General features: G+C 36.2%; 22 protein-coding genes. 4 read left to right on the top strand and 18 right to left on the bottom strand.

The genetic code is table 11. The annotated features are described in order from the left end of the window. Nucleotides 1–695 precede the first annotated feature (695 nt). Nucleotides 696–989: a hypothetical protein gene (locus BVH02_RS16250; protein WP_086502516.1), complete on the top strand. Its 294-nt coding sequence runs from the start codon at nucleotides 696–698 to the stop codon at nucleotides 987–989. A 419-nt stretch (nucleotides 990–1,408) separates the two neighbouring features. Then, the gene (locus tag BVH02_RS21455) at nucleotides 1,409–1,573 is read left to right on the top strand and encodes a hypothetical protein (RefSeq protein WP_158093904.1); all 165 of its coding nucleotides are present in this window, start codon (nucleotides 1,409–1,411) and stop codon (nucleotides 1,571–1,573) included. A gap of 816 nt (nucleotides 1,574–2,389) precedes the next feature. On the opposite strand, the gene BVH02_RS16245 is transcribed toward BVH02_RS21455, so the two are convergent. Then, entirely contained in the window at nucleotides 2,390–3,121 is a 732-nt protein-coding gene (locus BVH02_RS16245; RefSeq protein WP_086502515.1) for a DUF3891 family protein, read from the bottom strand. Nucleotides 3,122–3,254: 133 nt separating this feature from the next. Next, nucleotides 3,255–3,776 carry a DUF421 domain-containing protein gene (locus tag BVH02_RS16240; protein WP_086502514.1) on the bottom strand — a complete coding sequence of 174 codons (522 nt, stop codon included), beginning with the start codon at nucleotides 3,774–3,776 and terminating at the stop codon, nucleotides 3,255–3,257. 297 nt (nucleotides 3,777–4,073) lie between these two features. On the opposite strand from BVH02_RS16240, the gene BVH02_RS16235 reads away from it, so the two are divergent. Then, nucleotides 4,074–4,589, top strand: coding sequence for a YciE/YciF ferroxidase family protein (locus BVH02_RS16235; RefSeq protein WP_086502513.1), 516 nt, complete (start codon nucleotides 4,074–4,076; stop codon nucleotides 4,587–4,589). A 335-nt stretch (nucleotides 4,590–4,924) separates the two neighbouring features. Beyond that, nucleotides 4,925–6,646 (top strand): FAD/NAD(P)-binding protein, encoded by a 1,722-nt coding sequence (locus BVH02_RS16230; RefSeq protein ID WP_086502512.1) that lies wholly within the window; start codon nucleotides 4,925–4,927, stop codon nucleotides 6,644–6,646. Nucleotides 6,647–7,000: 354 nt separating this feature from the next. On the opposite strand, the gene BVH02_RS16225 is transcribed toward BVH02_RS16230, so the two are convergent. The 16 genes from BVH02_RS16225 to BVH02_RS16155 all read right to left on the bottom strand — a co-directional run bounded on the left by BVH02_RS16225 (nucleotide 7,001) and on the right by BVH02_RS16155 (nucleotide 23,459). Further along, a complete protein-coding gene (locus tag BVH02_RS16225) occupies nucleotides 7,001–7,456 on the bottom strand; it encodes a PA2169 family four-helix-bundle protein (RefSeq protein ID WP_086502511.1) in 456 nt (151 codons plus the stop codon). A 339-nt stretch (nucleotides 7,457–7,795) separates the two neighbouring features. After that, nucleotides 7,796–8,146 (bottom strand): hypothetical protein, encoded by a 351-nt coding sequence (locus BVH02_RS16220; RefSeq protein WP_086502510.1) that lies wholly within the window; start codon nucleotides 8,144–8,146, stop codon nucleotides 7,796–7,798. A 481-nt stretch (nucleotides 8,147–8,627) separates the two neighbouring features. Then, nucleotides 8,628–9,404, bottom strand: a complete 777-nt coding sequence (locus BVH02_RS16215) for a thiamine pyrophosphate-dependent enzyme (protein ID WP_158093903.1) — start codon at nucleotides 9,402–9,404, stop codon at nucleotides 8,628–8,630. Nucleotides 9,405–10,273: 869 nt separating this feature from the next. Further along, nucleotides 10,274–10,651, bottom strand: a complete 378-nt coding sequence (locus BVH02_RS16210) for a GreA/GreB family elongation factor (protein ID WP_086502508.1) — start codon at nucleotides 10,649–10,651, stop codon at nucleotides 10,274–10,276. Nucleotides 10,652–11,263: 612 nt separating this feature from the next. After that, the gene (locus tag BVH02_RS16205; protein ID WP_086502507.1) at nucleotides 11,264–13,684 is read right to left on the bottom strand and encodes a TonB-dependent receptor domain-containing protein; all 2,421 of its coding nucleotides are present in this window, start codon (nucleotides 13,682–13,684) and stop codon (nucleotides 11,264–11,266) included. Next, entirely contained in the window at nucleotides 13,665–15,041 is a 1,377-nt protein-coding gene (locus tag BVH02_RS16200) for an HTTM domain-containing protein (RefSeq protein WP_223271879.1), read from the bottom strand. Before BVH02_RS16200 ends, BVH02_RS16205 begins: the two co-directional genes overlap by 20 nt. Continuing rightward, a complete protein-coding gene (locus tag BVH02_RS16195; protein ID WP_086502506.1) occupies nucleotides 15,028–16,155 on the bottom strand; it encodes an imelysin family protein in 1,128 nt (375 codons plus the stop codon). Before BVH02_RS16195 ends, BVH02_RS16200 begins: the two co-directional genes overlap by 14 nt. A gap of 74 nt (nucleotides 16,156–16,229) precedes the next feature. Then, entirely contained in the window at nucleotides 16,230–17,405 is a 1,176-nt protein-coding gene (locus tag BVH02_RS16190) for a DUF4856 domain-containing protein (RefSeq protein WP_086502505.1), read from the bottom strand. Nucleotides 17,406–17,601: 196 nt separating this feature from the next. Then, nucleotides 17,602–17,742 carry a hypothetical protein gene (locus BVH02_RS21450; RefSeq protein ID WP_158093902.1) on the bottom strand — a complete coding sequence of 47 codons (141 nt, stop codon included), beginning with the start codon at nucleotides 17,740–17,742 and terminating at the stop codon, nucleotides 17,602–17,604. 27 nt (nucleotides 17,743–17,769) lie between these two features. Continuing rightward, nucleotides 17,770–18,294 carry a hypothetical protein gene (locus BVH02_RS16185; RefSeq protein WP_086502504.1) on the bottom strand — a complete coding sequence of 175 codons (525 nt, stop codon included), beginning with the start codon at nucleotides 18,292–18,294 and terminating at the stop codon, nucleotides 17,770–17,772. A 359-nt stretch (nucleotides 18,295–18,653) separates the two neighbouring features. Then, a complete protein-coding gene (locus BVH02_RS16180) occupies nucleotides 18,654–19,277 on the bottom strand; it encodes a hypothetical protein (RefSeq protein ID WP_086502503.1) in 624 nt (207 codons plus the stop codon). A 71-nt stretch (nucleotides 19,278–19,348) separates the two neighbouring features. Beyond that, nucleotides 19,349–19,543, bottom strand: coding sequence for a hypothetical protein (locus BVH02_RS16175; RefSeq protein ID WP_086502502.1), 195 nt, complete (start codon nucleotides 19,541–19,543; stop codon nucleotides 19,349–19,351). 208 nt (nucleotides 19,544–19,751) lie between these two features. Then, on the bottom strand, nucleotides 19,752–19,877 hold the full coding sequence (locus BVH02_RS21815; RefSeq protein WP_240507447.1) for a DUF302 domain-containing protein: 126 nt from the start codon (nucleotides 19,875–19,877) through the stop codon (nucleotides 19,752–19,754). A gap of 1,706 nt (nucleotides 19,878–21,583) precedes the next feature. Then, the gene (locus BVH02_RS16165; RefSeq protein WP_086502501.1) at nucleotides 21,584–21,835 is read right to left on the bottom strand and encodes a hypothetical protein; all 252 of its coding nucleotides are present in this window, start codon (nucleotides 21,833–21,835) and stop codon (nucleotides 21,584–21,586) included. A 21-nt stretch (nucleotides 21,836–21,856) separates the two neighbouring features. After that, nucleotides 21,857–22,231, bottom strand: coding sequence for a group I truncated hemoglobin (locus tag BVH02_RS16160; RefSeq protein ID WP_086502535.1), 375 nt, complete (start codon nucleotides 22,229–22,231; stop codon nucleotides 21,857–21,859). Between the two features lie 133 nt (nucleotides 22,232–22,364). After that, nucleotides 22,365–23,459, bottom strand: coding sequence for a nickel-binding protein (locus BVH02_RS16155; protein ID WP_086502500.1), 1,095 nt, complete (start codon nucleotides 23,457–23,459; stop codon nucleotides 22,365–22,367). Nucleotides 23,460–23,602: the final 143 nt, after the last annotated feature.

Here is a 23,602-nt window from a genome sequence, read left to right as displayed (position 1 = left end):
CGTCCCAATTGTTTTGATGATAAGAGCTTAGGATAATACTGAAATTTCACCTGAGATTTTGTCATCATACACCCTCTCAAATAGATCAAGCATCTGGTGCTAATAGTTCAATCGGAATAAGGAATTAAAATCAATTAATGAAATCCACTTTTAGCATGCGGGAATCTCATGATGCAATGACATCTTATGCTTCTCTAAATCATATAGAAGTTTTCAAAAAAAATCGTGAATTGGGTGGGTATTCTGAGGGGCTTTTTTGCCAATATTATTTCATATATAATCTATGGAAGCTAGAAAGATTTAGATTTCAAACTTGATGAGGAATATTAGGATTTAATTTTTAGAATACTTCAAAACTCAAATCAATAAAGTTTCAAAACTGAAAGAAATATTTCTTGACATCAAAGACCAAGGCTAATGTTATTTAAAAGTTGCAATTAGCTAACTCTCACTTACTGGTATTCTGTAGATAGAATACAGATAAATGCTATATCGTGGAAAAGGTCATAGTTGTAGAGTTAGTCTATGTGGATGCAAAATTCTTTCACCTGCCACTTAAACTTTTCTAACAGACAGAAAAGAATATTTATAGTAAAATTAGGCTTCTAATTTGAATTGTCAATCAGATTAGAAGTCCCTGCTTATGTTACTATAGTTTGGATTTTATCTCTATGTCTTAACCAATAGTTCCGCTTATGGCTCGATATCGCATCTATTTTATTATCAGAGATACTGATCAAAACAGTTTCTTCAATATTCTTCAGCTGGGAGGAATTAATAACACAGGCGATCGTTGGACTATTCCTGCCCATGAAGCAATAAATGGTATAAATGCAGGTTTATGGGAGTTTTACATCTTAGAAGATCGTAATGAAATCAATGTTAAAGTTGTATTTACTGAATTGGGAGGATATAAATTGGTTGCTACGGGGATGGGATATCTGCATAATCTGCTAGAAGATTTGCCTGAAATCAAACTACAAGCTTGAACATAATATGCTGTTGAATTATACTGCATTTTTCGCATTTAACTAAGACATTTTTTTTACTGAAAACTGATTGATGCTAAAGAATTCTTTCCCCCTCATGTGGAAATTTTTACTCGAAAACGAACTAACATGGTAAGATGGAACTGAATTTAATTTTTCAATGAAGGAATATTTTTATTTGTCTGATAAATATTCTAAATAAATAACTACCCGCATCTTGTAGATATAGTTAGTTTAAGCCTACTTCTCTTCCTGAAAATGAAATCAAATAGATGAATCTTTATTTAAAAATTTTACTGCGGTAATATGGTTTGAGTTAAGTGAAGAAAAAGTAATCAGTAGTCATTACTGTTGGCTCTAATCTTGGGAAACTATCTACTAATTCTTATCTCATATTCACCATCCCTAAAATCATAAATATGAAAGCTAAACCGGAAGATAAATCCAGAAGAATTCCCAAAGATAAAGAGGACATCAAAGTAACTCCCTTTGGAACAATCAATAAAAAACGTGATGTGCCAGATGAGGCTCCTAAAGAAGAATTTATTGAGCCCGATCCAAACAAAAAAAAGAAGAAAGACTAATTTAAAAACTGTTCTTAATTATAAGAGCTAAATGGTTTTCATTTGTAATTAATAATATATGTATATCCGCAATTCTACCAGTAAGGAGACTCAAGCAATACGGAATAAGCTCTACTCTAAATTTTAGGCCACTTCGGTCACCTGTCTACGGTCTTTCAGCCTGATGAGCAAAGAATAAATGGTTACTGGCAAGATTGCGGATAATCATATAATAATAAATCATATAGGATAAAATATCATCTATCCTTAAAACTACCTGTTTCAAAAAATTTTAAAATCTAATAGAGTTCTTCTTTTGGTCAACATTGATGTAAGGTGTAGTAAACAAAACTTAATGAAAAAGCCAGAGATGAGTAACCTATAAACAGATCCAATCTAAATTACAGTAGAAACTTTAATATTTATTTGCGTGGAAAAAATGGATAAAAATTAAATTATATCCATTTAAAAAATCTTAGCTTACTATTATTCGTCAGATCTTTTTAAACCTTCAGTTTTAACAGGTTCACTTTAGATATTGAGCTCTTTTAATTCGGAATTTCTGGAATTCACTTTAATTTTTGATACTCATAATAGCTTTGAGATATTGTTTGATCGACAGTTATATATTGGTTGGGGATTAGTCGCTATATTCGACAATATTCAGGGCAAGGTAAGCTAGAAGAATCATCCTCCAAAAATGACAGTCTTTAATGTAAGATAAGTGTTTGCGACCACTCGATGAAAGTTCGGCATCTTTAATAGCATTAGATTATTTTGTTCCTCATCAGACAACAAAACAAGTCTAGGTACTTAAACAGGTAGAAATAAGAGTCATTATAACTTCTTGAAATAAAATTCCTCAAACATTGGTTTACCCAATGGAATTTCTGAAATTAACTCATGATCTGAAATGTATTTTAGCTTCTTAGCCGTGTAAAATTCAGCGGAAAGTTTGAATTCTGATTGATCAAAGCACCAGTTATCAAGAGTAATAATCCCATCCTCATCTTTACTGATAAAGTTTTCCTCCATTCCAGGTAGTGGTTCCACCTGAATTTTTCTTCCCATTTTGGGCAAATCTCCTTGACAAAGTGTTAAAGAAAGCTCATCGCAAAATCTCACGATTCTATAGCATTCATTTATATCTTCCTTTTTTAAATTCAGGTGCTTACCTATTGTTTCGCTTAGTTCTTCTAACTCACGTAGAAATTTTACGACCTCTTTGCTACTTTGATTTTTGTAAATACTGCAGCAATGCATCGAGACCATTAAAGTCATAAAGGCAGATTTGTGCAAGCATTCACTGATCAGAGATTTTACATATTTCAGATGCATAGGTGAAGGTTGCCGAAAATCAAGAGGAGCACCTGCCTTGGTGAGATTATCACTTTTATTCCACTTCGGCTGACCATTATCATGATCAGTTATCGCAGACAACCCATCCAATCTATATTCAGGAAGTGGCCAAAGCGATTCACTCATTTTAAAACCTATTTTGAAAGCAAGTAATGCATGAGATCTGTGGAAAAATATGTTCCACCCGCCAGGATTTTTAGTTACGATCATACTATTTTTTAATTCTTATCTGATAGAAAATTTAATTGAAACCTGAGACATTGAATAAAACTCTAACATTCATTGCAGGTTTATGATTACTTAAAAACTTCAATAGTCTTAGAGCCAAAATTTAAATTTTATTCTATAATGAGCATTGATCTGATGGGATGGTTGTTGTAGATCCAGTAGGTCTTTTTTCAATTATTGAAAGATTACCAGTCGTTTCAAAAATGATTAAATAAACATCATCTAGATCTGACAAACCATTTGCTCTTCCCGCATTTAAAATTTCTTCTTTGGTAATACGCTCCTTCTTCATTTCTTTCTCCAAGAACGATCCCTCATGAAATATAATAGTGGGTTTGCTTGTAATTAAAGTTCTAAATCCACTTAAGTGAACTGATAAATATGAAAATATGAACTGTAAAAAAATAAATATTGAGAAGGACAAAACACCATCTAGCAGGCTAACATTTTTATTCAATGAGATTGATGCAAGACAAGATCCTAATGCTACTGTTACAACGAAGTCAAAAGCATTCATTTTTGATAAAGTCCTTTTTCCTGAAACCCTCAGGATTAATACGATAGCTATATATCCTAGGACTGTAAGAATTATTGTTTGAATCGTGCTTTCCCAGCTTGAATAAAAAAGATTGTCCATAAAAGCGTCATTTTGGTTAAGAGAAAGTATAATCATTTATCATTCCGAACTTTACCTACCGCCCCTGTATCAGTAGCTAATAATTAATAGATTATACGTAAACAATGGTGTGACAAAAATTCTCATCCCGTTGAATTATTTCAACATTTAGAGATAAGGATTCAGGACTTCATAAGCCAATTATTTCTCATTACCTAGTTCTAAACTCGCTTAAGAACCTTTTTAGAGTTAAGCTAATTAGGCTCAAGATTTGAAAAATAATTTTGTGAATATTTAACTACAAATAAATTCCTAACTATGGCAACTAAGCAAAAGTCGAAAGACTCAAAATTCAAAAAACTGTTCGTTGATGAATTAAAAGACATTTATTGGGCAGAAAAACATTTAGTGAAAGCATTACCTAAAATGGTAAAAGGCGCAACTTCACCAAAACTTATCAAAGCTATTGAAAAGCATTTAGAGGAGACAAAGGAACATGTCAAACGTATTGAAGATGTGTTTGAAATCCTTGGAATGAAAGCTACTGCTAAAAAATGTGATGCTATGGAAGGCTTGCTAAAAGAAGCAGAAAGCATTCTCGATGATACTGATCCCGATACTATGGTCAGGGATGCAGGTATCATTATCGCAAGTCAAAAAGTAGAGCATTATGAAATAGCATCATATGGAACATTGGCTGCTTTTGCAAAAAAGATGGGGATGGATGATATCGCAGAAATTCTGTCTCAAACTTTAGCAGAAGAGAAAAAAACCGATGTTTCGTTATCCAAACTAGCCGAATCTGAAATTAACGAAGAAGCTGCTTCTGAATAACTAAAATGAGGCTGCCTTAAAAGTAACTTACAAGGCAGCCTCCCTCTTTTATAATGCTATGCAATTATTAAGGCCTACTATATTTTTCTATTGAACTCTTTAAATATAAATTCCAAAGATTGTGAAGGCAGCAGTTTTTCACAAGCCAGGTAAGATTCAAGTAGATAATGTAGAGGATCCACGTACAGAAAATGACCGAGATGTTTTTTTGAGGGTAACATCTACAGCCAATTGCGGATCAGATTTACACATTTTAAGTGGGTCCATTCCTCAATCAACTTGATTAAAACATTCTTTTAACTATCAAGTTTAATACAAAATTCAAACTCTATATTATGCTAACAATTGCTTTAATTGGTGGAGGACCTGCTTCACTTTTTATGTTTAAAAGAATACTGGAAGCCAATCTAAAGCAATATAACGTTCATATTTTCGAAGCGAACGATAAGTTAGGTGCGGGATTACCCTATAGTAAATTTGGGGCTTCGACTGAGCACATTACCAATGTATCTGACAATGAGATACCAGAAATCAGAACCAATGTAAAAGAATGGCTATCCCATGCTGAAGCTGAAATTCTGCAGAGGTTCGACATGGATGAGGTTAGTCTGAATGAATATAAAGTGTTACCCCGTTTATTATTTGGAGAATATCTTGCTGGACAATTTGATTTACTTTTAGAAGAGGCAAAAAAAAGTGGTATCCATACTGAAGTTCATTTCAATTCCCTTGTGGTCGATGTGATCGATAATGAAAACACTGAAAAAGTGAGTGTCATGTTACAGGCTGGCAAAAAGTTTACTTTTGACAAGGTAATAATCTGTACGGGTCATTCATTTCCTCAGGAAAGAGAAAAGAAACTCAAAGGTTGGTTTGACTCCCCGTATCCACCAGAAAAATTAACATTACAAATTGATTTTGAAGTGGCTATTCGCGGGGCTTCGTTAACTGCCGTAGATGCTGTTCGTACCTTAGCTAGAGCTAATGGGAATTTTACGCACGACCAAGATGACTTTTACACCTATCACTTAAATGAGGAAAGTAAAGGATTCAAAATTAAGTTGTTCTCATTGGGAGGATTGCTACCTGGAATACGAATTCATTTAGAAGAAAGCCAACCAGATCCTACACATCTTATCTCTGAAGAAGAAATCACGGATATCAAAAATAAAAACAAGGGCTTTATTCCTCTTGATTATTTGTTTGAAGTATACTTCAAAAAGATTCTGAAGGCAAAGCAGCCTGAGCTTTACCTCATTTCTAAAGGGAAATCCATCGAAGAATTTATGGATTTTATGATGGAGAAACGGCGAAAACTAGATGCATTTAAGTTATTTTTAGACGAGTATCAAGAGGCTGAGCGTTCTATTCATGCGCACGAATCTATTCCCTGGAAAGAAACCCTTACGGACTTGAGCTATGTGATAAACTATGCTATCAAGCATTTTTCAGCAGAAGATATGCTGAGATTTAAGAGATCAGTTAGCCCATTGATAGCTCTTATAATAGCTTTTGTGCCCCAGAGTTCTGCTAGGGAAATGTTAGCACTGCACAAAGCAGGCTTACTAGAAGTAGTCAATGTAGATAAGGACAGTTCTGTAGAACCCGCAGAACTTGGGGGATGTATCTATTCCTATCGAAATGAAAAGAAACAGGAAGAACAAAAACATTACAATATTTTTATAGACGCAGTAGGTCAAAAACCATTCTACTTTAAACAATTACCTTTTGAGGGCTTAATTAATAAAAACACACTTAGTCCAGCGTTTTTAAATTTTGCAGATCAAAAAGCTGCTCAAAAAGAAATTGATAATGGAAATAAAGATGTTCAAAAAGATGCTTTAGGAAATTTTTCGCATCGTTTACCTGGGGTCCTAATTAATGATCATTTTCAACCATTAAATCAATATGGTGTAGCTAATCCGAGATTGTATATAATGGCCGTACCATTTATTTCTGGTTTAAATCCTGACTACTCTGGATTGGATTTTTGCGAAGTTTCCTCCGAAAAAATAGTTAATAAAATTATTGAGATTTCAGAAAATCAGCAATTATAAATGTTTTACTAATAGCTTCGTCAAATTAAATAATCAGGAGTAGGACTATCATGCTCCAATCTTCTCAAATAAAAAATTATTATTTCACCACAATGACTCATAGATAGAGCTGTATAATTTTTGCTTAGCAAGTTTTGAGCCTAGCGTAGCGGTGCTTCAGGGCAGAATTTTGCAGAGATCTTCATTCGAATTCTACCTCGATGTGGACATCCTTCCTATCTGCAAATGGCTGGCAATTTAAACCTTCTTCCTAAACTTTCACAATCTAGTTGAAAGACATGAACGGCATATAAAAAAATAATCCCGGCTATGTGCCGGGATTATAAATTATTGAACTAAATAACAATATATATATTAAGCTTGCTGATCTCTTAATTGCTTAATTTTGTCATGAGATTTTCTTAAAGTACTTTTTTGCTCAAGAATCAAAGTCTTAAGATGAGCTGGCAAATCCTCGTCTTTAGCAGCATCATTATATGCCTTTTGCGCGGCATCTTCTCCAAACTCACAATTCTCTAAGACGCTTTTTCTATCATGTCCTGTAAAAGCAGCTTTTACATCCATCCAAGCTCTATATAGTTTGCCACTCGTAGTTGAGCTATCTTCTGTTTTACTTTTAAAAACATTTAATTCATTAGAAAGGGCCATCTTACACTTTCTACTCTCATCAATCATTGAAACGAATAAAGTTTTCAAATCCTGATCTTCGCTCTTTAAGTTATGAATAGCTTTTTCATAACCTTCAATTCGGTCATTATTGATCTGCACCAAATCATTTAAAATTTCAGCAGCTTGATTATTATTTTTCATGGTAGATTATTTTAATTAAAATTTGATTATTGAAAATTACATGGATTTATTATATAAATTTTAAATCAAATAAGCTGCCAGTTTTAAGACATGCTATGATTATCTTACGTACATAACAAATATGTAAATTACGCATTAAATTATAAGAATTATTATTCTCATTATGTAGAATATAATGCAAGTTCTATGGTATTATTAATCCGCTTAATAAGATAATTTACAGCTATTGTGATCTGCTACAAGTACTATTAATTTCGGTAATTTCCTTATCATATAAGCTATATGTTTCACAGCAAGAGAAATAATTTTTTCTCAATATCCTACTAGTCTTAACTCACATCAATCCGGATCAGTTTTAGGAAACTCCTCTTCCTGTGCAGGTGGTAGACCATCTTCCCTTCTTGGAAAATAGGGATCTTCTTCAATTTCCTTTATAGGTTCTTCAATCGGTACTTCTTGCTCATCGGGTAGATACTCTTCCTCTTTAGGAACATCCTTATTTGGATTGATTTCGTCCCCATCTGGCACAGGAAAATCTTCAGGAGTTACCAGTTCATCATCTTTTTTATGTGGATAATAAGAAAACATTCGGTTGTCGGAAATGGAATTCACAAAAGTTGCTGGATTAGCGATGAAATTTATAAATCTTCCGAGTGTTGAAATTTGAGGAATCGTATCAGAGTAGACCATTATTTTTATCCGTTAGTTACAAAAAACCGATGCAATAGTTGTGCAAATTATTCTAACAGCTTTTTATACTGCCATATATAACTTTCAAAGACTTAGATCTACAACAATCCCACAATATATTTCCACTGTGGGAATTTTACTCTACACTTTGCGCACGTTAACAAGAGAACATCTGAAAAATGTCCCCTCTTTTAATTGTTATAGTGGTGCTTTTATTATTATCCAATATGCTTTCATATTTTACTTACGAAAATATGAAAGCATTTATTTCGAATAGAAATTAAATAAATCATGAGTGATCTTCAGGAAAAAAGATGTAAAGTTTCTAAAAAACTTAACTAGTTACACTAGGAAAACACTCGGCACATGCTTCCTTTTTATTTATTGAAAATCAAATATTCTAAATACTTAGTGTTGCCAGATTCAAAAAAATCTGAAATTTTAACATATATCGCAGCTTTCAATTCTATGTTGTTAGTCGTTACATTAAATCCAATTCTACAAGTGCCTTCCAAAGCTGATCAGCACCTGAAGATTTTCCATGGACTGAGTCTTTATTTTTAATCCTTGAAATTCCGTTGCCTCTTAAGTCATTGACGATTATAGCAATTGGCTTGGTTCTACTTTGATGAGCTATATAAAATGCAGTGTCGATATCATTTAGATCTTCATCAATAGTGAACGCTTCAAATCCAAAGGCTCTAAATCTTTTCTCATAATCTTCAGAATGAAAACCATACATCGATGCCGTCCTTCCTGAAATGTGATTTATATCCATTATGGCAATTAGGTTGCCCAATTTGTGGTAGCTCGCGAAATTAGCTGCCTCCCAAACTAGACCCTTCTCCAACTCATCACCACTTAGTAAAACATAGATTTTATTTCCGTAATCTCCATTTTTACTATCTAACGCCAAACCTGCACCAATCGAAAGAGCATGACCATCCGATGACTCGCATGCTCCATCCACAATGTCAAATTTCAAATCATTATCTCCATTATCATGACTTCGAAAATTTCGTTGGATTTTCGTTTCTTCCAACGTAAATGTTCCAGAAAATGAAAATAAGGCATTTAATAGTGGTGAATCCTGTCCTTTTGATAGGACAAATCTATCATTGTAAATTCTATTATTAGATGAGAAACCTTCATCAGAAAGTAATGAGAATGAGTGAGGCGAACCTGCTTCTAATGTGGAAAATAAATTGTGCTTGCTAGATATGCTTGCTTTTAAATTTTGGTTTTTAAGGTCTGTCATACAATTGAAAAGTTTCAACATGCATGCCAACTGATTTCACACCGAGTGTTAAAATTTCAAATTGAAATAGAAATATTGGAAATTGTCCAAATAAAATTTTCAATTTATTAATGGTGATTAAATTTCGTGAATTTCTCTATTTTATTAAGAGGAAAGGTTCAGACTTATGAAAGCAAGACCTAGACAGTCAATGTACAATCGGCACATTCAAGGAGTTGCTCAAAGTTGTTTTTTGAAGCCTTCAGTATGTTACTAATTGAATCTGAAATGACTATGACAATAGCCGCAGATATAATGGATGTTTACTTATAGCTCCTTAGGACCCTAATTTTATATTGGATAGGAAAAGGTCACTTAGCGGATTAAATTCCACATATCTATTCTTAAATTTATGGGACTAGCTCAAAAAAAGATCATATCTACATGTGAGAATGATAATTTATGCTTTATCAAGCATCGTAGGTGATGGCATAAAGACGCCATTGGCGAGAGCCGTGAATCAAAGAGTTGCAAAAACTCAAGAAGCTATTTACTGAATTTTAAACAGTCAGGATTTAAAAGGAAACATGGGCATAATACCCTACTGGCGTGTCTTGGTAGAAAAATCAGAAATTAACCCATTTATCAAGGCTGCAAAAACCCTGAATGCACAAAGGTTTGGTTCGTAAATTACTCGGACAATCTAAACATTGAAATTCTAGATCAATTCAAACATTCAATTCGCAAATAAAAATCTCTTGGATAACGGTAAATTAATAACTTCATCAACATGGTTTACTTTATTGCATTGAAACAAGAATTCGATTACCCACGCGATTTCACATAGAGCCAAAAAAAATGAGCGCTTTTCTGCGCTCATTTTTAATATATTACACTGTATTCTTTACGCTAAGGATCTCGATTTTCCGCATAGAATCATCAAAAGTCCAATCAATGACATTGCCTTCTTTTCTTCCTAAAGTTGCCAATGCAATACTTGAGTCTATTGCATATCTACCTTTGCTAGGCTTGGACTTGCCCATCCCCACAAAGTGATATTCTTTTTCAATTCCCAAAGTGTGATCCTTGATTGAAACACGGCTTCCAACTTTCACGACATTTTCGGGCAGCTCTCTGCTAACTACCTGTTTTGCAGTCTGTAATTCGGCTGTCAGAAGCTGCTCTTCTGCAGGCGTGACACGTTTGCGACGAATACGATCTTTTATAAAGTCGTAAATACTTGTAGTAACCATTATTGGTTCTTGCATAATAAATGGAAATGTTATTCTTGGCTGATCAAATTGCCCAACTCAGACAATATCAGAAGACCTCTGTAATGATAGAGATTTTGAAAAACGAAGAACAGATAGATGTGATTGAGAGAGTATCTTAAAAATTTCCCAGCCCTGAGTCTAGCTGGGATTAAATCACAAATTCTTTAGAATCCATTAAAAAAATATCATCCAAAAGAAATGACATCAATGGATTGACAATCCGCTTTGGAGCGAAATCACAATAAAATCCATGAGTCATTGCCTGTTTCATATCGTCATAAAGGTACCCTTATTAATATGCCAAAGCAATTTCCAAGTAAAAACCGATTTCAATACTTGCTTTGTTCACATAATGGATCTCTAGTAGTAAGCTCTTTTCTAATTAATATTATTAGCTCATTTATCTCACTCTAATCTACATTTCAATTAGAGAGAATAACCTTAAAGCCGCTGTTTAATTGGTGTTTAAGAATTTGTAAAGGACCATTAACCATAAGATTCCTTACAACTATCAAGGCATTGAGAGCAGAGAACCCTTTCTACAATTTGCAATCGTCTGGAAAATATTATTTCAATAAGCTTATAGAGCCACTTACTAAAAGCTAATTATAATTTAAACTGAAGCGTCAAATACACGCCTCTACCGTCGGATGGCAGAATTCCGGGCCCTGGATATCCAGTAGCTCTTCGGGTGAAATAGATGGTATTTGTCAAATTGTTTACGGAACCTTCCAGCTTGAATTTTTGGAATTCATAAGACAAACTCAAATCCAGAATATGGTATGCTGGAATCAAGCCTACTACTGCCGAAACACCGCCTTCAGTGGCATTGGTGGCATCACTGAATTGATCACTAAGGAAGCTGTATTGAAGGGAGGATTTGAACTTATCGTAACCCAATGCTACACCACTTTTGAAGTTGAGTTTGGGTACAAACTCCACTTGATTGCCTGTGATTCCAGGCACCTCGCTCAGTTTATACTGGGAGTTAATAAGGGCAATATTGGTGAAAACAGACCCTTTCCAAAGCTTATTTTCAGGAAGAAAAATGTTGATATAATTCCACTCCACATAACTTTCTAGGCCCTTGAGGATGGCTTGCCCTATATTGGTTCTCTGTCTAAGCACTCTATTGCTTTCGTTGTAATACTGCACTTCCCCAATTCTGTTGTTGTAATTCAGGTAGAAAAAGCTCAGGTCGTAATTGAGGATTTTCCCCTGATCTGAGCGAATTCCCAAATCCAAAGAATAGCCTTTTTCATCCTGCAAGTTGGGATCTATGGTCGCGGAGGGATTAGATATCCGCATATCACTGAAGGTAATGGATCTGTAATTTTGGGAAATATTAGAATAAAGTTCTACCTGCTGCGTAGGCTTGTAGCTGAAACCTAGCCCTCCTATCAGGAAACTTCTGGTATTTGACCTGGACTCCTCAGTGACCGTCCTATCCAAAATATTGCCGGCAAGATCTTTAAATTCCGTAGCATAGTATCCCTCAGATGAGGTTTTGATGTACTCAAATCTTACCCCCGGAGTAATGGAAAACTGCTCATTGATGAAAAAGATGTTTTCCATAAAAAGGGAGGTATTTCTATTAGGAAACTCGTAATCATTCAGCAACTTATTTTCCCCAGGCACATAGTCAAAATCAGCATCTGACCCTGTGCTACCAAAGCCCTGACTGCTATGGTTATACCCATGGTAATACCTGATGCCCGCAAGTCCTATCGATTGAATATTCCCTATCGTGTATCTTTTCAAATAACGAAGTTCTGCTCCCCAGTTTTCGAAATCCCCTTTTATCAAATCTCTTTCCGAGTTGTCGTCTATAGTTGCTACACGGTTGGGACGAAAGCCCACAGAATAGCGGTTGGCATTCAAGCCGAAAACTCTAAGATTAATGGAATTACTTTTATTGAATTTATGGTCCAAATGCAGGGCATAAAGATTCCAATCCACCTTAAACCAGTTTCTCTCCCTGTTGCTTTGTCGGGGATCCTGCAGGTACATCTCATCGGTAAATCCACCCGGCTGCTGGGCGAGGTAAGACATCTTGGTGAAATCCACTCCCACACTGGTTTTCTCAGATAACTGGTAATTGATGTTTGAGTAAAAATTATAGCTCTCAAATTGAGAATTCGGTCTCCAGCCCTCCCCTTTTTTGTATTGAAAAAAGGAGTAGTAACTGAGTTTGCCTGCAGTGCCACTGACGCTGGTAAAGGTATTGTAGAATCCAAAGGAGCCCAGGGTCTGTCTGGCTGTAAGTTCAAACTTTTTATCTTCCACCGGGCGCTTCATCTGGAAGTTAATAAGCCCACCGAATTGAGTTCCATACTGCAAGGAAGCCGCTCCACGGACGATTTGAATTTTCCCTACACCTTCCAAAGGAGGAGTATAATAACTCTCAGGATAGCCCAAGGCATCGGCGCTGATATCGTATCCGTTCTGTCGGGTGTTGAAGTTGGAAGAGCGATTGGGATCCAAGCCCCTGCCTCCTATGCTGAGCTGAAGTCCTGCCCCATCATTTTCCCAGATATTCAAGCCAGCTACTTTGGAATAAGCCTGTCTGGCATTATTGGTAGATAGGTTTGCTGTCAAATTCTCGGTTAGAATCACTTCGGACTTTTTAGCTTCATATAGGCCCATATTATCCACTGCCTGCATTCGGACAAGCCCAAAATCCGATCCTGAATCTGTCACTACCGTTTCGGCTAAGTCTTGGCTTTGGGGCATGAGAAGGACTTGCAGGGTTTGATCTTTACCTGAGATAAGCACCTGTATATTTTTATACTGGAAGGATTCACTGGTGAAATGTACTGTATAGGCTCCATCTAGAAGTTTTTCGAAACTGAATTCTCCTTTCTTATTTACCTCTACCAGTTTGGATCCATCATTCAAGTAGACCGTGCATTGTGCAATGATGCTCTGATCCTCAGACGACTTGACAGTTCCGCTTAGTTTGTGCTGAGCCATAAGGATCAGCGGAAACAAGCTTAATATCAGGGTATTATAAACCTTTAATTTCATCTTGAAATGGTAATATCCAATGTTTAGGGCGAAATGATTCTTTTTCCTTTGACAGGTCAACGGTTGGGTCAATCAGTGCTTTTCCTATTCTTCCGTTCAGAGAGACGTAGGTGTCCGCATAGATTTCAGGGTTTTTAAAACCCGCTATTTCATAATGTTCTTTGAGAATATGGGCATACTGTAGCATCATATCCGGCTGTGTTGCCATCATTTTCTCCTGCTGTGGAGTCAGGAACTCCTCGTTATCCACCTCAATGATTTTCCCCAACTCATCCTTTACAATAAATGAGGCTGCCCCCATTTTTTCCATAAGCATAACACGCCAGGAAAATCTATAACCTTCCTCCGTCCAGAACAACTCACCCGGATATAGCAGGTATCTAAAGGGGAAAAGAAGCTGAAAGGAGAAGAAAATAAGCAGTCCACCTGTTGCAAGATTTTGCTGGACCTTCGAAAAACTATAGGTTCGAACAGGTGTAAGAAAGGAATGGCTAATGGTGAGAATTGCAGCTATTTTCCCGATCAGGGCTTGGTGAAATCCAGTAGAGAAGAAGATCATTGCCGTCCCTATCATGATGTAAGGGAACATCCCAATCGGAAAGAGTAGCGAGGTAAGCAAGTGGAAAGTAACCACTGAAAGGAAAGCCAGTTTACGGGTAGGCTTATAGAGCAAGAGAAAAGCTATACTCAAATCATATAGGCAAGCGATCCAACTGAACAGGTACGCCACCCACAGTTCGTTGAATAATCCTCCAATAAGCGGAATATCATTTTTTGCCGGTAGCCATATTTTCATAGGCAAGGCATGGAATAACCAGTCAGAGTTCAGCTTGGCTAGCCCGGCGTAGAAATACAGGATAACTACTAGCAATCTGATGGAATCAGTGCACCAGCTTGGAATTTTGTCTGAGTTTATACTGGGTTTTCTCCAGGCATCCACAGAGAAATAGGCATTTGCTGGCAAGAAAATCAGGAGAAAACTGAGAAGTGAGATGAAATAGTAATGGTTTAAATAGGTGGTTTTATCCATCAGCTCTATGTAGGTGAAGCTAAGGAAAAACAGAATGCTCGCTCCTCTGTAAAATAGGCCAATGCAGATAAACAATGCGGATAGCATCGCCACGATAAAAAGTAGGTAGGTATAGGGTCCTAATGGCTTTATCCATTCGAAACCATAAAAAGTGAAATGATGCTTTGGTTCAATGTATAGCTGAAAAATCCAGCCCTTGTACCAAAAGCGTAACATACTGATCATCATCAAAACACCAAACATCATCCTGAAAACAGCCAAGGCTGCAGCAGATGATGTCTGGTTTAAATAGGATGAAAATGATGTTTTCAGATCAGTCACCATCATTATCTGTGTAAGTGATGGTGATGCTCATGGCTGAAGTCATGTCAACCTTAAGAATTCTCACAGCTTTTTGCATCTCCTGATACACCTTAACCATGGCATCATTATCAGTTTCTATTTGATAGGTATAATCATCTGATAAACCGTTAACAAGATTATCAATAAGTGATAATTGCTCATTGATGTATTCCGATAGTAATTTTCCAGTGCTAGGATCTTTTGCATCAATTGAATTCAAATAGGACTTCAAGGATGGTCCTTGTTTTCCATTTGCAATTCCATTGAAAAAATTGCTGAAAGCTAGCTGAGCGGTCTTAGCTAATTTCCCGGAAATGTCTCCTTTATAATAAGCTTCTACTTTTTTAGGGTTGGTAGTACCTGCACTGGCAATCGTTGCTCCTGAAGGAATACCAAATTTCCCGCTTCTCACATGTCTCTCATAATAAAGCACATAGGCATTCACCAGAGAGGCAGTGGATGAACCTATATCCAAACCAGTTCGACTGATAAAATCCGCTTTTGCAGTTCCATTCCAATCAGAAATGACCTGATCTAACAGGGTATTCATTCTGGAAACAAGCACATTTACATAAGAAAGTCTCTGCGCCCCTTTTTCTGAGTCTTGATAATAGGCAAGGATATTTTCATCTTGAGCTGCCACTCCATTCAAAAGAAAATCCAATGCTGGAAATCCTTGCTGGGCATAAGCGGAGGGCAAATTTAGATTGGCAGTACCTGAATTGATGTTGCTTTGAATTCCGGCTACATCCGCAGGATAGATATTATAGAAACTTCTCAGGGTGTATTTCTCAGCAGGTCCTACTTCATACATTTCTACATTTTGCCAAGAAATATAAGCTTCAGTCCAGGAGGTTCGAAAAGCCGATAGGCTAGCCTCAGTGGGATTGGTGGTGAATTCTTCTGCACTGATCACCATTGCCTGCAAATCCTTGTCAAACTCAGCGTAAGAAGGAAGAATCAATTCCTCTATCCAGAAAGTCAGCATTTCTTTACGGTCATTGGAAACGTCCGGCTGAGTGATCTTCTCGGCAGAATCTACGCAGCTACTCATGGCAGCCAAAAGCAAAAATAGAATTAGAATCTTATTATTTTTCATCGTTATGCTTTGTCAGAAATGAAAATGTATCGACCCAGTAAATAGGCCGATACATTTTTGGAAATCTTTATTTATCAGAGGTTAAACTTCGCCTTAATGGCAGCTTCAGCGCTGTTGATTTTAGAAGCATCTAAGTCCCAAAATCCATTCTCACTTCCAATAAGTGCGAGTAAAATTGAGTCTGAGAAATTTGCATCAGCTTGATAAGCAGTAGCAAATCGTAAGGAGTAAATGAATCCAATGGCTTCACCAATAGCATGCGCTCTCTTATCTTCAGTTGCGCTAGTTCTCCACTTACCTAAATAACCTAGGGCAGCATTGGCCAACGCTTTTTCAAACTCCTGACGGATAAATAAAGCTTGAGTTTCTAATTCAACACGGTCATTGTTAGCAATCGCAGCTCTTCCTCTTAGAAATGCAGGGTAAATTTTAGCATAGCTCGCTTTATTGTACTCCCAGATGTAAGATCCAGCACCAAACTCTGACACACTTCCCTTCTCACTGTCTGTGAAACCTTCCAGGTAGATTGGATTAGTAGTAAGCGTTCCGTAGGCTGTATCCCAGTTATGCTCAAGTTGCGTGTAGTTTGTTCCAGCTACTAGTGTAGAATTATCAGCATTTAGCCCAGCTGATAAAAGCACGTTGCCAATGTAATCAAGCTGAAATGCTCCAATCAAAGATTTCTGAATGACCTGAGCCACTTCAACTCCATCCTCATTTACAAGGTAGCTTCCTAGTTTCCCGGCCTTGTTTACTGCCGCTTCCTCATTGAGAGATAAGCTTATGCCTTCAATCTCTGCAAAAAGTAATTCGAAGTTTGCTTTAGTGCTTTCAACTTCCTGTGCGGATTTGGAAGTTGCAACTCTCTCGCTTAAGCTGATATCAGAGCTGTTCAAATCAGCAGCAGTGAATAAATCACCTGTTAATTCCAGCGTTGAAAAAGGAGACTGAGTATTAGTAAATAGATTTGAAAGTATGGTCTTATCCAGTTGGGTGTTTGCACTGACGTTGGACGTCACGTACTTGTTCAAGGACTGAAACATCATCAGAGAGGTATTTCCTTCCTCTAAAGATACTGTGGAAATTCCATTCGCATCAAGGAACTGAGAAGCATAAGAACTATTGGAGTCTAGGCTATTGTATTCTACACTAGCTCTGAGTTTTGGATTATCTGATTCATCTATACAGGCTGTGCTTCCTAACAAAGCTAATCCTATAAATAGGTAAGATTTTTTGAAGTACTGATACATTACAAAGTGGCGTTTTGATTAAAATCTGAGGCAAAGGTATTTATTTAGATTAATTCTAAAAAGATTATTTAGAAAAAATCTTAATAAAGATAAGACCTAAGTTTTTCAGTCTTAATTGTGGGCGTCAGGCATTGAGGAGAAATTCAAAAATCAAGTATGAAGTGCACTTCTATACAATTCAGTGTGGTATCAATCCTCACTCCATCTCCCGAGAAGACTCATTTTGGGCCCGGTCAGGCTCTTTTTCCGCAATAGGAAGGATAGGCTGATAAAGAAAAAAGTGATCTGTCACCATATAGCTTTCAAGTTCATCAATGCATAGGTCATGATCTTCCATGTGATATAACCATTTAAAAAGTAAAAACTATAATTTTAGGATTTTTTTACTCAGCACAAAAACGATCAGTGGTATAATAGCAAACTGCAAAACTGGGGAAAGACCTACTTCAACAATAGGAATCAACGGCATTGTATCTGCATATGACCAATCGCCTCTTGATGTATGCCACATCTCTGCCAAAATAGCCCCTACTCCACCAACCAATATCAGTACTAAGCTTCTCCCGAATCTTACAGGCACAATCCAAAGCACATGTTTGTATATAAGACCAAACGCAAAGAGCAGAATCAAAACCATGAACATATCTGCCACTGAAGCCAGCGCACAAAAAGCAATATGTCCTAAATCATATTGGAATCCTTCATATAACAGACCATGTGCCTCTTCCCATATTAGGTTCAGTATAAATGCTAAACTAGCTGTGGTCAAAACGAATTGCTTATACTTGTGCTTGTCTTTTTCTCTTTTGAGAAAATAGAAATAAAGCGTAATTATCAAGGTTAAAGCAATAATAGGCGCCACAAAAATGCCAAGGCTTAGTTTCTCCATCAGGTGAGAATTTCAATAGTTGTGGACATTGGATTCTTCATCATTTCATCTTAGTATACACTTAATTTTCGAGTTCAGCTTTTTTCTCTTTAAACGCAGCCATATCTATATCTTTAAGAAAAGCGCATTTTGAGTGTCTCATTGCTTCCCGACACGAGCACTGTTTCCCGAAGACTATTGACTTTTTGTTTTAAAAAAGCCACACTTGCTGAAAGTGATATTAGCAGTCCAACTAGAACAATACTGATAATCCACTTTATATCATAATTTAAAAAATCTGTGCGTAAGAAAAGTCGAAAGTCTCACTCGTGATAGGAGGCTTCCGGTAAAATCTTATATTCTAGGTTTATCCTGTGCTACTAGTTCCCCATATCTTTTTTCTTTTTGTCCATCATTTCTTTGCCTTTCTTCATCGACTTTTCATCCATCATGTCTTTATCGTGCATCTTTTGCATCATTTTTTTCATCATTTCAGGGTTTTCCATCATTTTATCCATCATCTGTTCGTGATGTTTTTCCATCATATTCTCCTCCATCATTTTCTTCATGGATTCATCTTCCATCAACTTATCCATCATATGCTTTTTGGCTTCCTTATCTCCCATCATTTGCTGCATCATTTGTTTTTTGGCCTCTTTATCTTCCATCATTTTCTGCATCATCATCTCCTTTTTTTCTTTATTGGCCATCATTTGTTGCATCATCATCTGATTATCCTCCTTGTTACCCATCATGTCTTTCATCATCATTTTTCTATGTTCTTGGTTCTGCATCATTTGCTGATGCAAGACTTTCATAGCTTCAGGGTTGTCCGAAAGATTGTTTATGAACTTATTCCTCAGTTCACTGTCGTTTAGGATGGCATCAAAAACTTCCTGCTGCTTTGCCTCCTTTTTCATCATCTTCTCGACGTTTTGGGCTTGCACCCCCACGATTGAAAATGTTAATACAAAAGCGGTTAGTATTGCGGTTATAGTTTTCATAATTATTATTTTAGTGTTTAATGATTTATTAAATATAGACTTGATCTAAAATATCCTTACTTCATGATTTTTTATCCATTCTTATCAATTTTCATAGAAGTAGAATCCTTCATCATTTCTTGATCACCATCCATCTGGTGTTCATTCTCCATCATATCACCATGTTCTTGCTCTTTATGTTTCTTATTATTGCCACAGGCTAATGTGAAAAACGGAAGCAGTAAAATGATGAAAATCCTTGCAATATGTTGTTTTTTATTTCTCATAATTTGATGTTAGTTTATGTGTATTTAAGGGTAAAATATATTAAGTAGTAAGACTTTTGACCTGACACTTTAAGGTTTCCGTTCAAAGAATATGAATGACCGATCGCAATTTATCCCTTACCTCAATGGCTATTTCTTCCAATGCTTTATTTTCTACCGGCAGCATGGAGGTCACCGGATTCACTGCCGCCACTTCCACACCATCCTCCTATTGTTGTACGAATACATTACTAGGCAATATAGCTCCAATTTTGTCTTCGGCCAGAAGTGCTTTATAGGTAAAGGGTGGGATGCAGGTACATGAAGTTCTGTATGGACGAAAATCTTCACCCAGTTTTTTCCAGATAATTTCCTTAATATTAATTTAAGTAAGGATACCAATCCCTTCTTCTTTCAATGCATCAGCAACTTTTTTATATAGCCTCATCGAAGTTGATATTTTTGAGTGTCTTTTCGTGATAAGATTTCATACTTACTGTTATTTAGTTTGTTAATATCATACTAATTATTTTGCAATCAACCTACTGTAACATTTATCACATAACTCCTATAAAACTGTTCTTATGATGGAAAAAAATAACCTTACCTAAATTTAGATTTATATGATTATTAGTTTTAAATGTTATTCACATCAAATCTGTAAATCATAGACATACATAGATATTTCATTTCCTTCTTCTAAATTTCACAAAATAGAGAAGTAATATTATGACAAACAGTGGCACAAGCCACATTCCCCATCCCATTCCCCAATTCCAGGTATTATCATGCATGATGTTAGTTGTATTTAATTGTAGCTGTTTTTATATTAATAACCTTTTCCCACATTTGCGGCTGTTATCTGATCATTTGCATTATATCATTAAACACAATGCTATCACCAGCCTCCATGTTGACCATTTGAACATCGTCCCCTCAATTCATGAAGGGTTTTTCATCATCATTCCCATCATTTCGGGATTCCGCATCATCCTTTGACCCACGATATTCCTGCAACTATCATTTTCCATCATGGCATTCATCATCTCCATTCTATAGGGGTGGTGATGGATAAATGATTCAATGATTTCGGAACGCTGGGTATCATTTTCTAGAATTTAATCTACCGGTTGCTTGGTTTCGCATGCCGTGGTTAAGAAGACAGCATGCACTAAAACCTTTAAGTTAAGTAGTATTTTATTCATAATATTTTAGTCTGGATTTTTGATAGGCGTCAAAATACCACCTAAAGTTTCTAGAAAATTTTAGTAGTTTTTGTTTTATCAGAGACCTATAGCTCTCTGTTTAAACGAATCAATCGGTTCACCTACTCGAATGGTTGTAGCTACTTGATGTAGCAACTCAGTCCATTGCTGGTAGCTCGTTTCTTAGCCTTGAGTAAAAGCCAGTTGTGCTTTCGCTAATTTAAATTCAACTGCTTTCTAAGACATTTCATCGAATGACTTTAACGTCTTATTTGTGTATGGATTAACTGTTGTATTGAACTATTGATTCGTCTTTAAATTACCAGTGTAAGGAAATATTCCTTGACTGGTTTTAATAGCATTTCCAAAAGAACAGTTCAATTATTAATCCATGTCATTTCTGAGCTGATATAAGGGTTTTTAAAAAAATTGAAGGGGATATATACCCCGATTTTGAGGCTCATTCCCCAACCTGCGTTATGAGAAATGCGAACATCCCCCGATTTAATCTTCAGCATTGATGGGTTAACTTCAATTATTCAACTGCTAAAAAGTGGGTAAAATCAAAATTTTATATGGTAATGAAATATAAGAGGTTGAGAAAAGTTTACAATAGAACCTAGATTGCAAAGAATATTTGAGTGAAATCAAGTGGCTATCAGGACACATGCAGGTAATGTGAGCATCAGGGAAATCAGGCTGGTAAAGATTATGCCAGAACTTACTACTAATGCAGTGATACTGGGTCATCTGGAGTAGATCCGCTGATTCCTTCCTGTGTCAGACTTGCATAAAGTAGAATTTGGTACTGAGGGCTTTCCATGTCTATTTTGAGCCGGCCAGCACGACCAAAAAATTATTGGCAACTCAAGTGACGAGTAGAATGAAGCACTAAAAAAGATCTTCCAAAATTTACAGCGTGCATGACATCCGCAACATCCACACATCTCACAATCATCCCCGGATGCTTATCAATCATTGCATTGAATACTTTACGGATCCCATTGTATTCTTTGTGAGCAGGCAGTATAATGGTACCCCTAAACTGGCTTGCAAATTTTTCAATTACAGTAGGATCAAGATCTTTTATTAAAGTTTTAATAATCATGATTTTAAAGGTTGTTGAACATTATTTGCCTACAATCGAGTCTTTTAATGAACTCAGAATGGCCATCACATTTACCTGTGATTGTTCATCAATGTTGTGTTTACTTAAAACTTTCATGATATCATCAATCGTATGCTGGTATTCTTCTGGGTTGATATTCATGCCCTTGTGTGTGGTGGACATATCTCTTCCTATATAAGTAACAGGTCCGCCACTTCCAGCACTGAAAAAATCCACCGTATGTTTCTTGATCGATGCCAGCCGTTTTGGCTCATCTTTATAAGGTAAAAACCGGGCACTGATGGCCGGGTTATTCATGTGAGCCTCTACCACATCGTCAACAATTGCAGTGATGCCCACGGTACCTCCCAGGTTTTCAAAAAGACTTTTAGTCATGCTCATAGTAGTTTATTTAAAGGTTTTTTATAAACTCAAATGTATAAGCTAAAGCAGGCTTTGTCTGTCACATTTAATTCAAATGCATGTAATTTTGATTCAACTGAATGTTAATCGGTTAAAAAGAAGCCGATTAGGCATTGGCAGGTAAATATTCCGAAGGGGAATGGCCATATTTTTTTTGAAAGCATTTTGAAAAATAAGAGGGACTGGTAAAGCCAGTTTCAAATGCAATTTCTGATACATTGCCCGTATTTTTATTGAGCAATGCTAATGCTTTTTTTAAACGGTAGTCCTTTAAGAAAGTATTGGGGGATTTACCCGTGAGTGTTTTTAATTTACGGTAGAGTTGAGATTTACTCAACCCCGCCGGCTTACTGAAGTCATCAACTTTCAAATTGGAATCTCCCCAAGTTGAATCTATAAAATCCATCAGCTGGGTTATAAAATGTTCTTCATCAGGCTTCAAAATCACAATATTTTCAGCTTTGATAAATGTATTCAAATTATCGCTGCCCGAAAGATCCGCAACTTCTGCCGAGACTATAATTTCTCCAGGTATAATAGCACAAATCCGTTCTGCCAGATTTATTGTGTCTTCAAAAATAGATTTCTTTTCTGTGACCGGAACGCCTGCACTCAGCCCGATTTTTAAAGGTATAGTATCAAATCGCAACTCATGAGATTTTGATTTTATCTCCAAGGAGGCCTTAACTGCTTTTGAGACTGATTCAAATGATACGATAAAAAGATCTTTGGTTTCTCTCACCACTCTTCCATCATTAGTTTTAAGTACATAATGAATAGCTTCAAAATACGCTGTTAATAAATCGGTTGATTGATGAACGTTACTAGATTCTGAGCGCGCTGATTCTTTCGCTATGACCATGATCGTTCTGAAAGCAGGATCGTCTATAATATTTAATGTACTGTCTTGGTTTTTTTTCGGGTCTTCAATTCTTCCTAAAAATGATTCTACTACTACAGCATCAACTTCGATAATACTGTGCGGTATCTGTCCATGAGCCTGATCATGCATATCTCTTATTGCCTGTTCATTTGGTGCTTCAACCAGGCAAAAAGCAGTTTTTCTTTTATCATCAAACCAATAAGTTAAGCCCCTACAGCCAAAAGCATCCTGAATTTTCAGATCTTCCTTGTGCAATTGTGCCACATGTTCTGCTGTCACAGAATCAGAAACATCATGTCTGTCCATAAAGATTGGCATAGCAGCAGTTGGTTGATTTAAATTAATGGGCTGATTCTAATGTACTTAATTTTACTAGTTATCTAATAACTGTATTTTGTATCAAAGGGGAATTGTGTTCTTCAATATCTTGTATTTCTTTCAATACATCCACGTCACTGCTT

The organism is Algoriphagus ratkowskyi (assembly GCF_002150505.1).
GTDB classification, from domain to species: domain Bacteria; phylum Bacteroidota; class Bacteroidia; order Cytophagales; family Cyclobacteriaceae; genus Algoriphagus; species Algoriphagus ratkowskyi.
Note: the sequence above shows the minus strand (reverse complement) of the source record. Positions and strands in the feature narration are given on the sequence as shown.

What these genes read in the sequence shown, in the direction of transcription:
- BVH02_RS16250 (WP_086502516.1), top strand. Translation starts at nt 696, where the DNA reads ATGGCTCGATATCGCATCTATTTTATTATCAGAGATACTGATCAAAAC.
- BVH02_RS21455 (WP_158093904.1), top strand. Translation starts at nt 1,409, where the DNA reads ATGAAAGCTAAACCGGAAGATAAATCCAGAAGAATTCCCAAAGATAAA.
- BVH02_RS16245 (WP_086502515.1), bottom strand. Translation starts at nt 3,121, where the DNA reads ATGATCGTAACTAAAAATCCTGGCGGGTGGAACATATTTTTCCACAGA.
- BVH02_RS16240 (WP_086502514.1), bottom strand. Translation starts at nt 3,776, where the DNA reads ATGGACAATCTTTTTTATTCAAGCTGGGAAAGCACGATTCAAACAATA.
- BVH02_RS16235 (WP_086502513.1), top strand. Translation starts at nt 4,074, where the DNA reads ATGGCAACTAAGCAAAAGTCGAAAGACTCAAAATTCAAAAAACTGTTC.
- BVH02_RS16230 (WP_086502512.1), top strand. Translation starts at nt 4,925, where the DNA reads ATGCTAACAATTGCTTTAATTGGTGGAGGACCTGCTTCACTTTTTATG.
- BVH02_RS16225 (WP_086502511.1), bottom strand. Translation starts at nt 7,456, where the DNA reads ATGAAAAATAATAATCAAGCTGCTGAAATTTTAAATGATTTGGTGCAG.
- BVH02_RS16220 (WP_086502510.1), bottom strand. Translation starts at nt 8,146, where the DNA reads ATGGTCTACTCTGATACGATTCCTCAAATTTCAACACTCGGAAGATTT.
- BVH02_RS16215 (WP_158093903.1), bottom strand. Translation starts at nt 9,404, where the DNA reads ATGACAGACCTTAAAAACCAAAATTTAAAAGCAAGCATATCTAGCAAG.
- BVH02_RS16210 (WP_086502508.1), bottom strand. Translation starts at nt 10,651, where the DNA reads ATGCAAGAACCAATAATGGTTACTACAAGTATTTACGACTTTATAAAA.
- BVH02_RS16205 (WP_086502507.1), bottom strand. Translation starts at nt 13,684, where the DNA reads ATGAAATTAAAGGTTTATAATACCCTGATATTAAGCTTGTTTCCGCTG.
- BVH02_RS16200 (WP_223271879.1), bottom strand. Translation starts at nt 15,041, where the DNA reads ATGATGGTGACTGATCTGAAAACATCATTTTCATCCTATTTAAACCAG.
- BVH02_RS16195 (WP_086502506.1), bottom strand. Translation starts at nt 16,155, where the DNA reads ATGAAAAATAATAAGATTCTAATTCTATTTTTGCTTTTGGCTGCCATG.
- BVH02_RS16190 (WP_086502505.1), bottom strand. Translation starts at nt 17,405, where the DNA reads ATGTATCAGTACTTCAAAAAATCTTACCTATTTATAGGATTAGCTTTG.
- BVH02_RS21450 (WP_158093902.1), bottom strand. Translation starts at nt 17,742, where the DNA reads ATGGAAGATCATGACCTATGCATTGATGAACTTGAAAGCTATATGGTG.
- BVH02_RS16185 (WP_086502504.1), bottom strand. Translation starts at nt 18,294, where the DNA reads ATGGAGAAACTAAGCCTTGGCATTTTTGTGGCGCCTATTATTGCTTTA.
- BVH02_RS16180 (WP_086502503.1), bottom strand. Translation starts at nt 19,277, where the DNA reads ATGAAAACTATAACCGCAATACTAACCGCTTTTGTATTAACATTTTCA.
- BVH02_RS16175 (WP_086502502.1), bottom strand. Translation starts at nt 19,543, where the DNA reads ATGAGAAATAAAAAACAACATATTGCAAGGATTTTCATCATTTTACTG.
- BVH02_RS16165 (WP_086502501.1), bottom strand. Translation starts at nt 21,835, where the DNA reads ATGATTATTAAAACTTTAATAAAAGATCTTGATCCTACTGTAATTGAA.
- BVH02_RS16160 (WP_086502535.1), bottom strand. Translation starts at nt 22,231, where the DNA reads ATGACTAAAAGTCTTTTTGAAAACCTGGGAGGTACCGTGGGCATCACT.
- BVH02_RS16155 (WP_086502500.1), bottom strand. Translation starts at nt 23,459, where the DNA reads ATGCCAATCTTTATGGACAGACATGATGTTTCTGATTCTGTGACAGCA.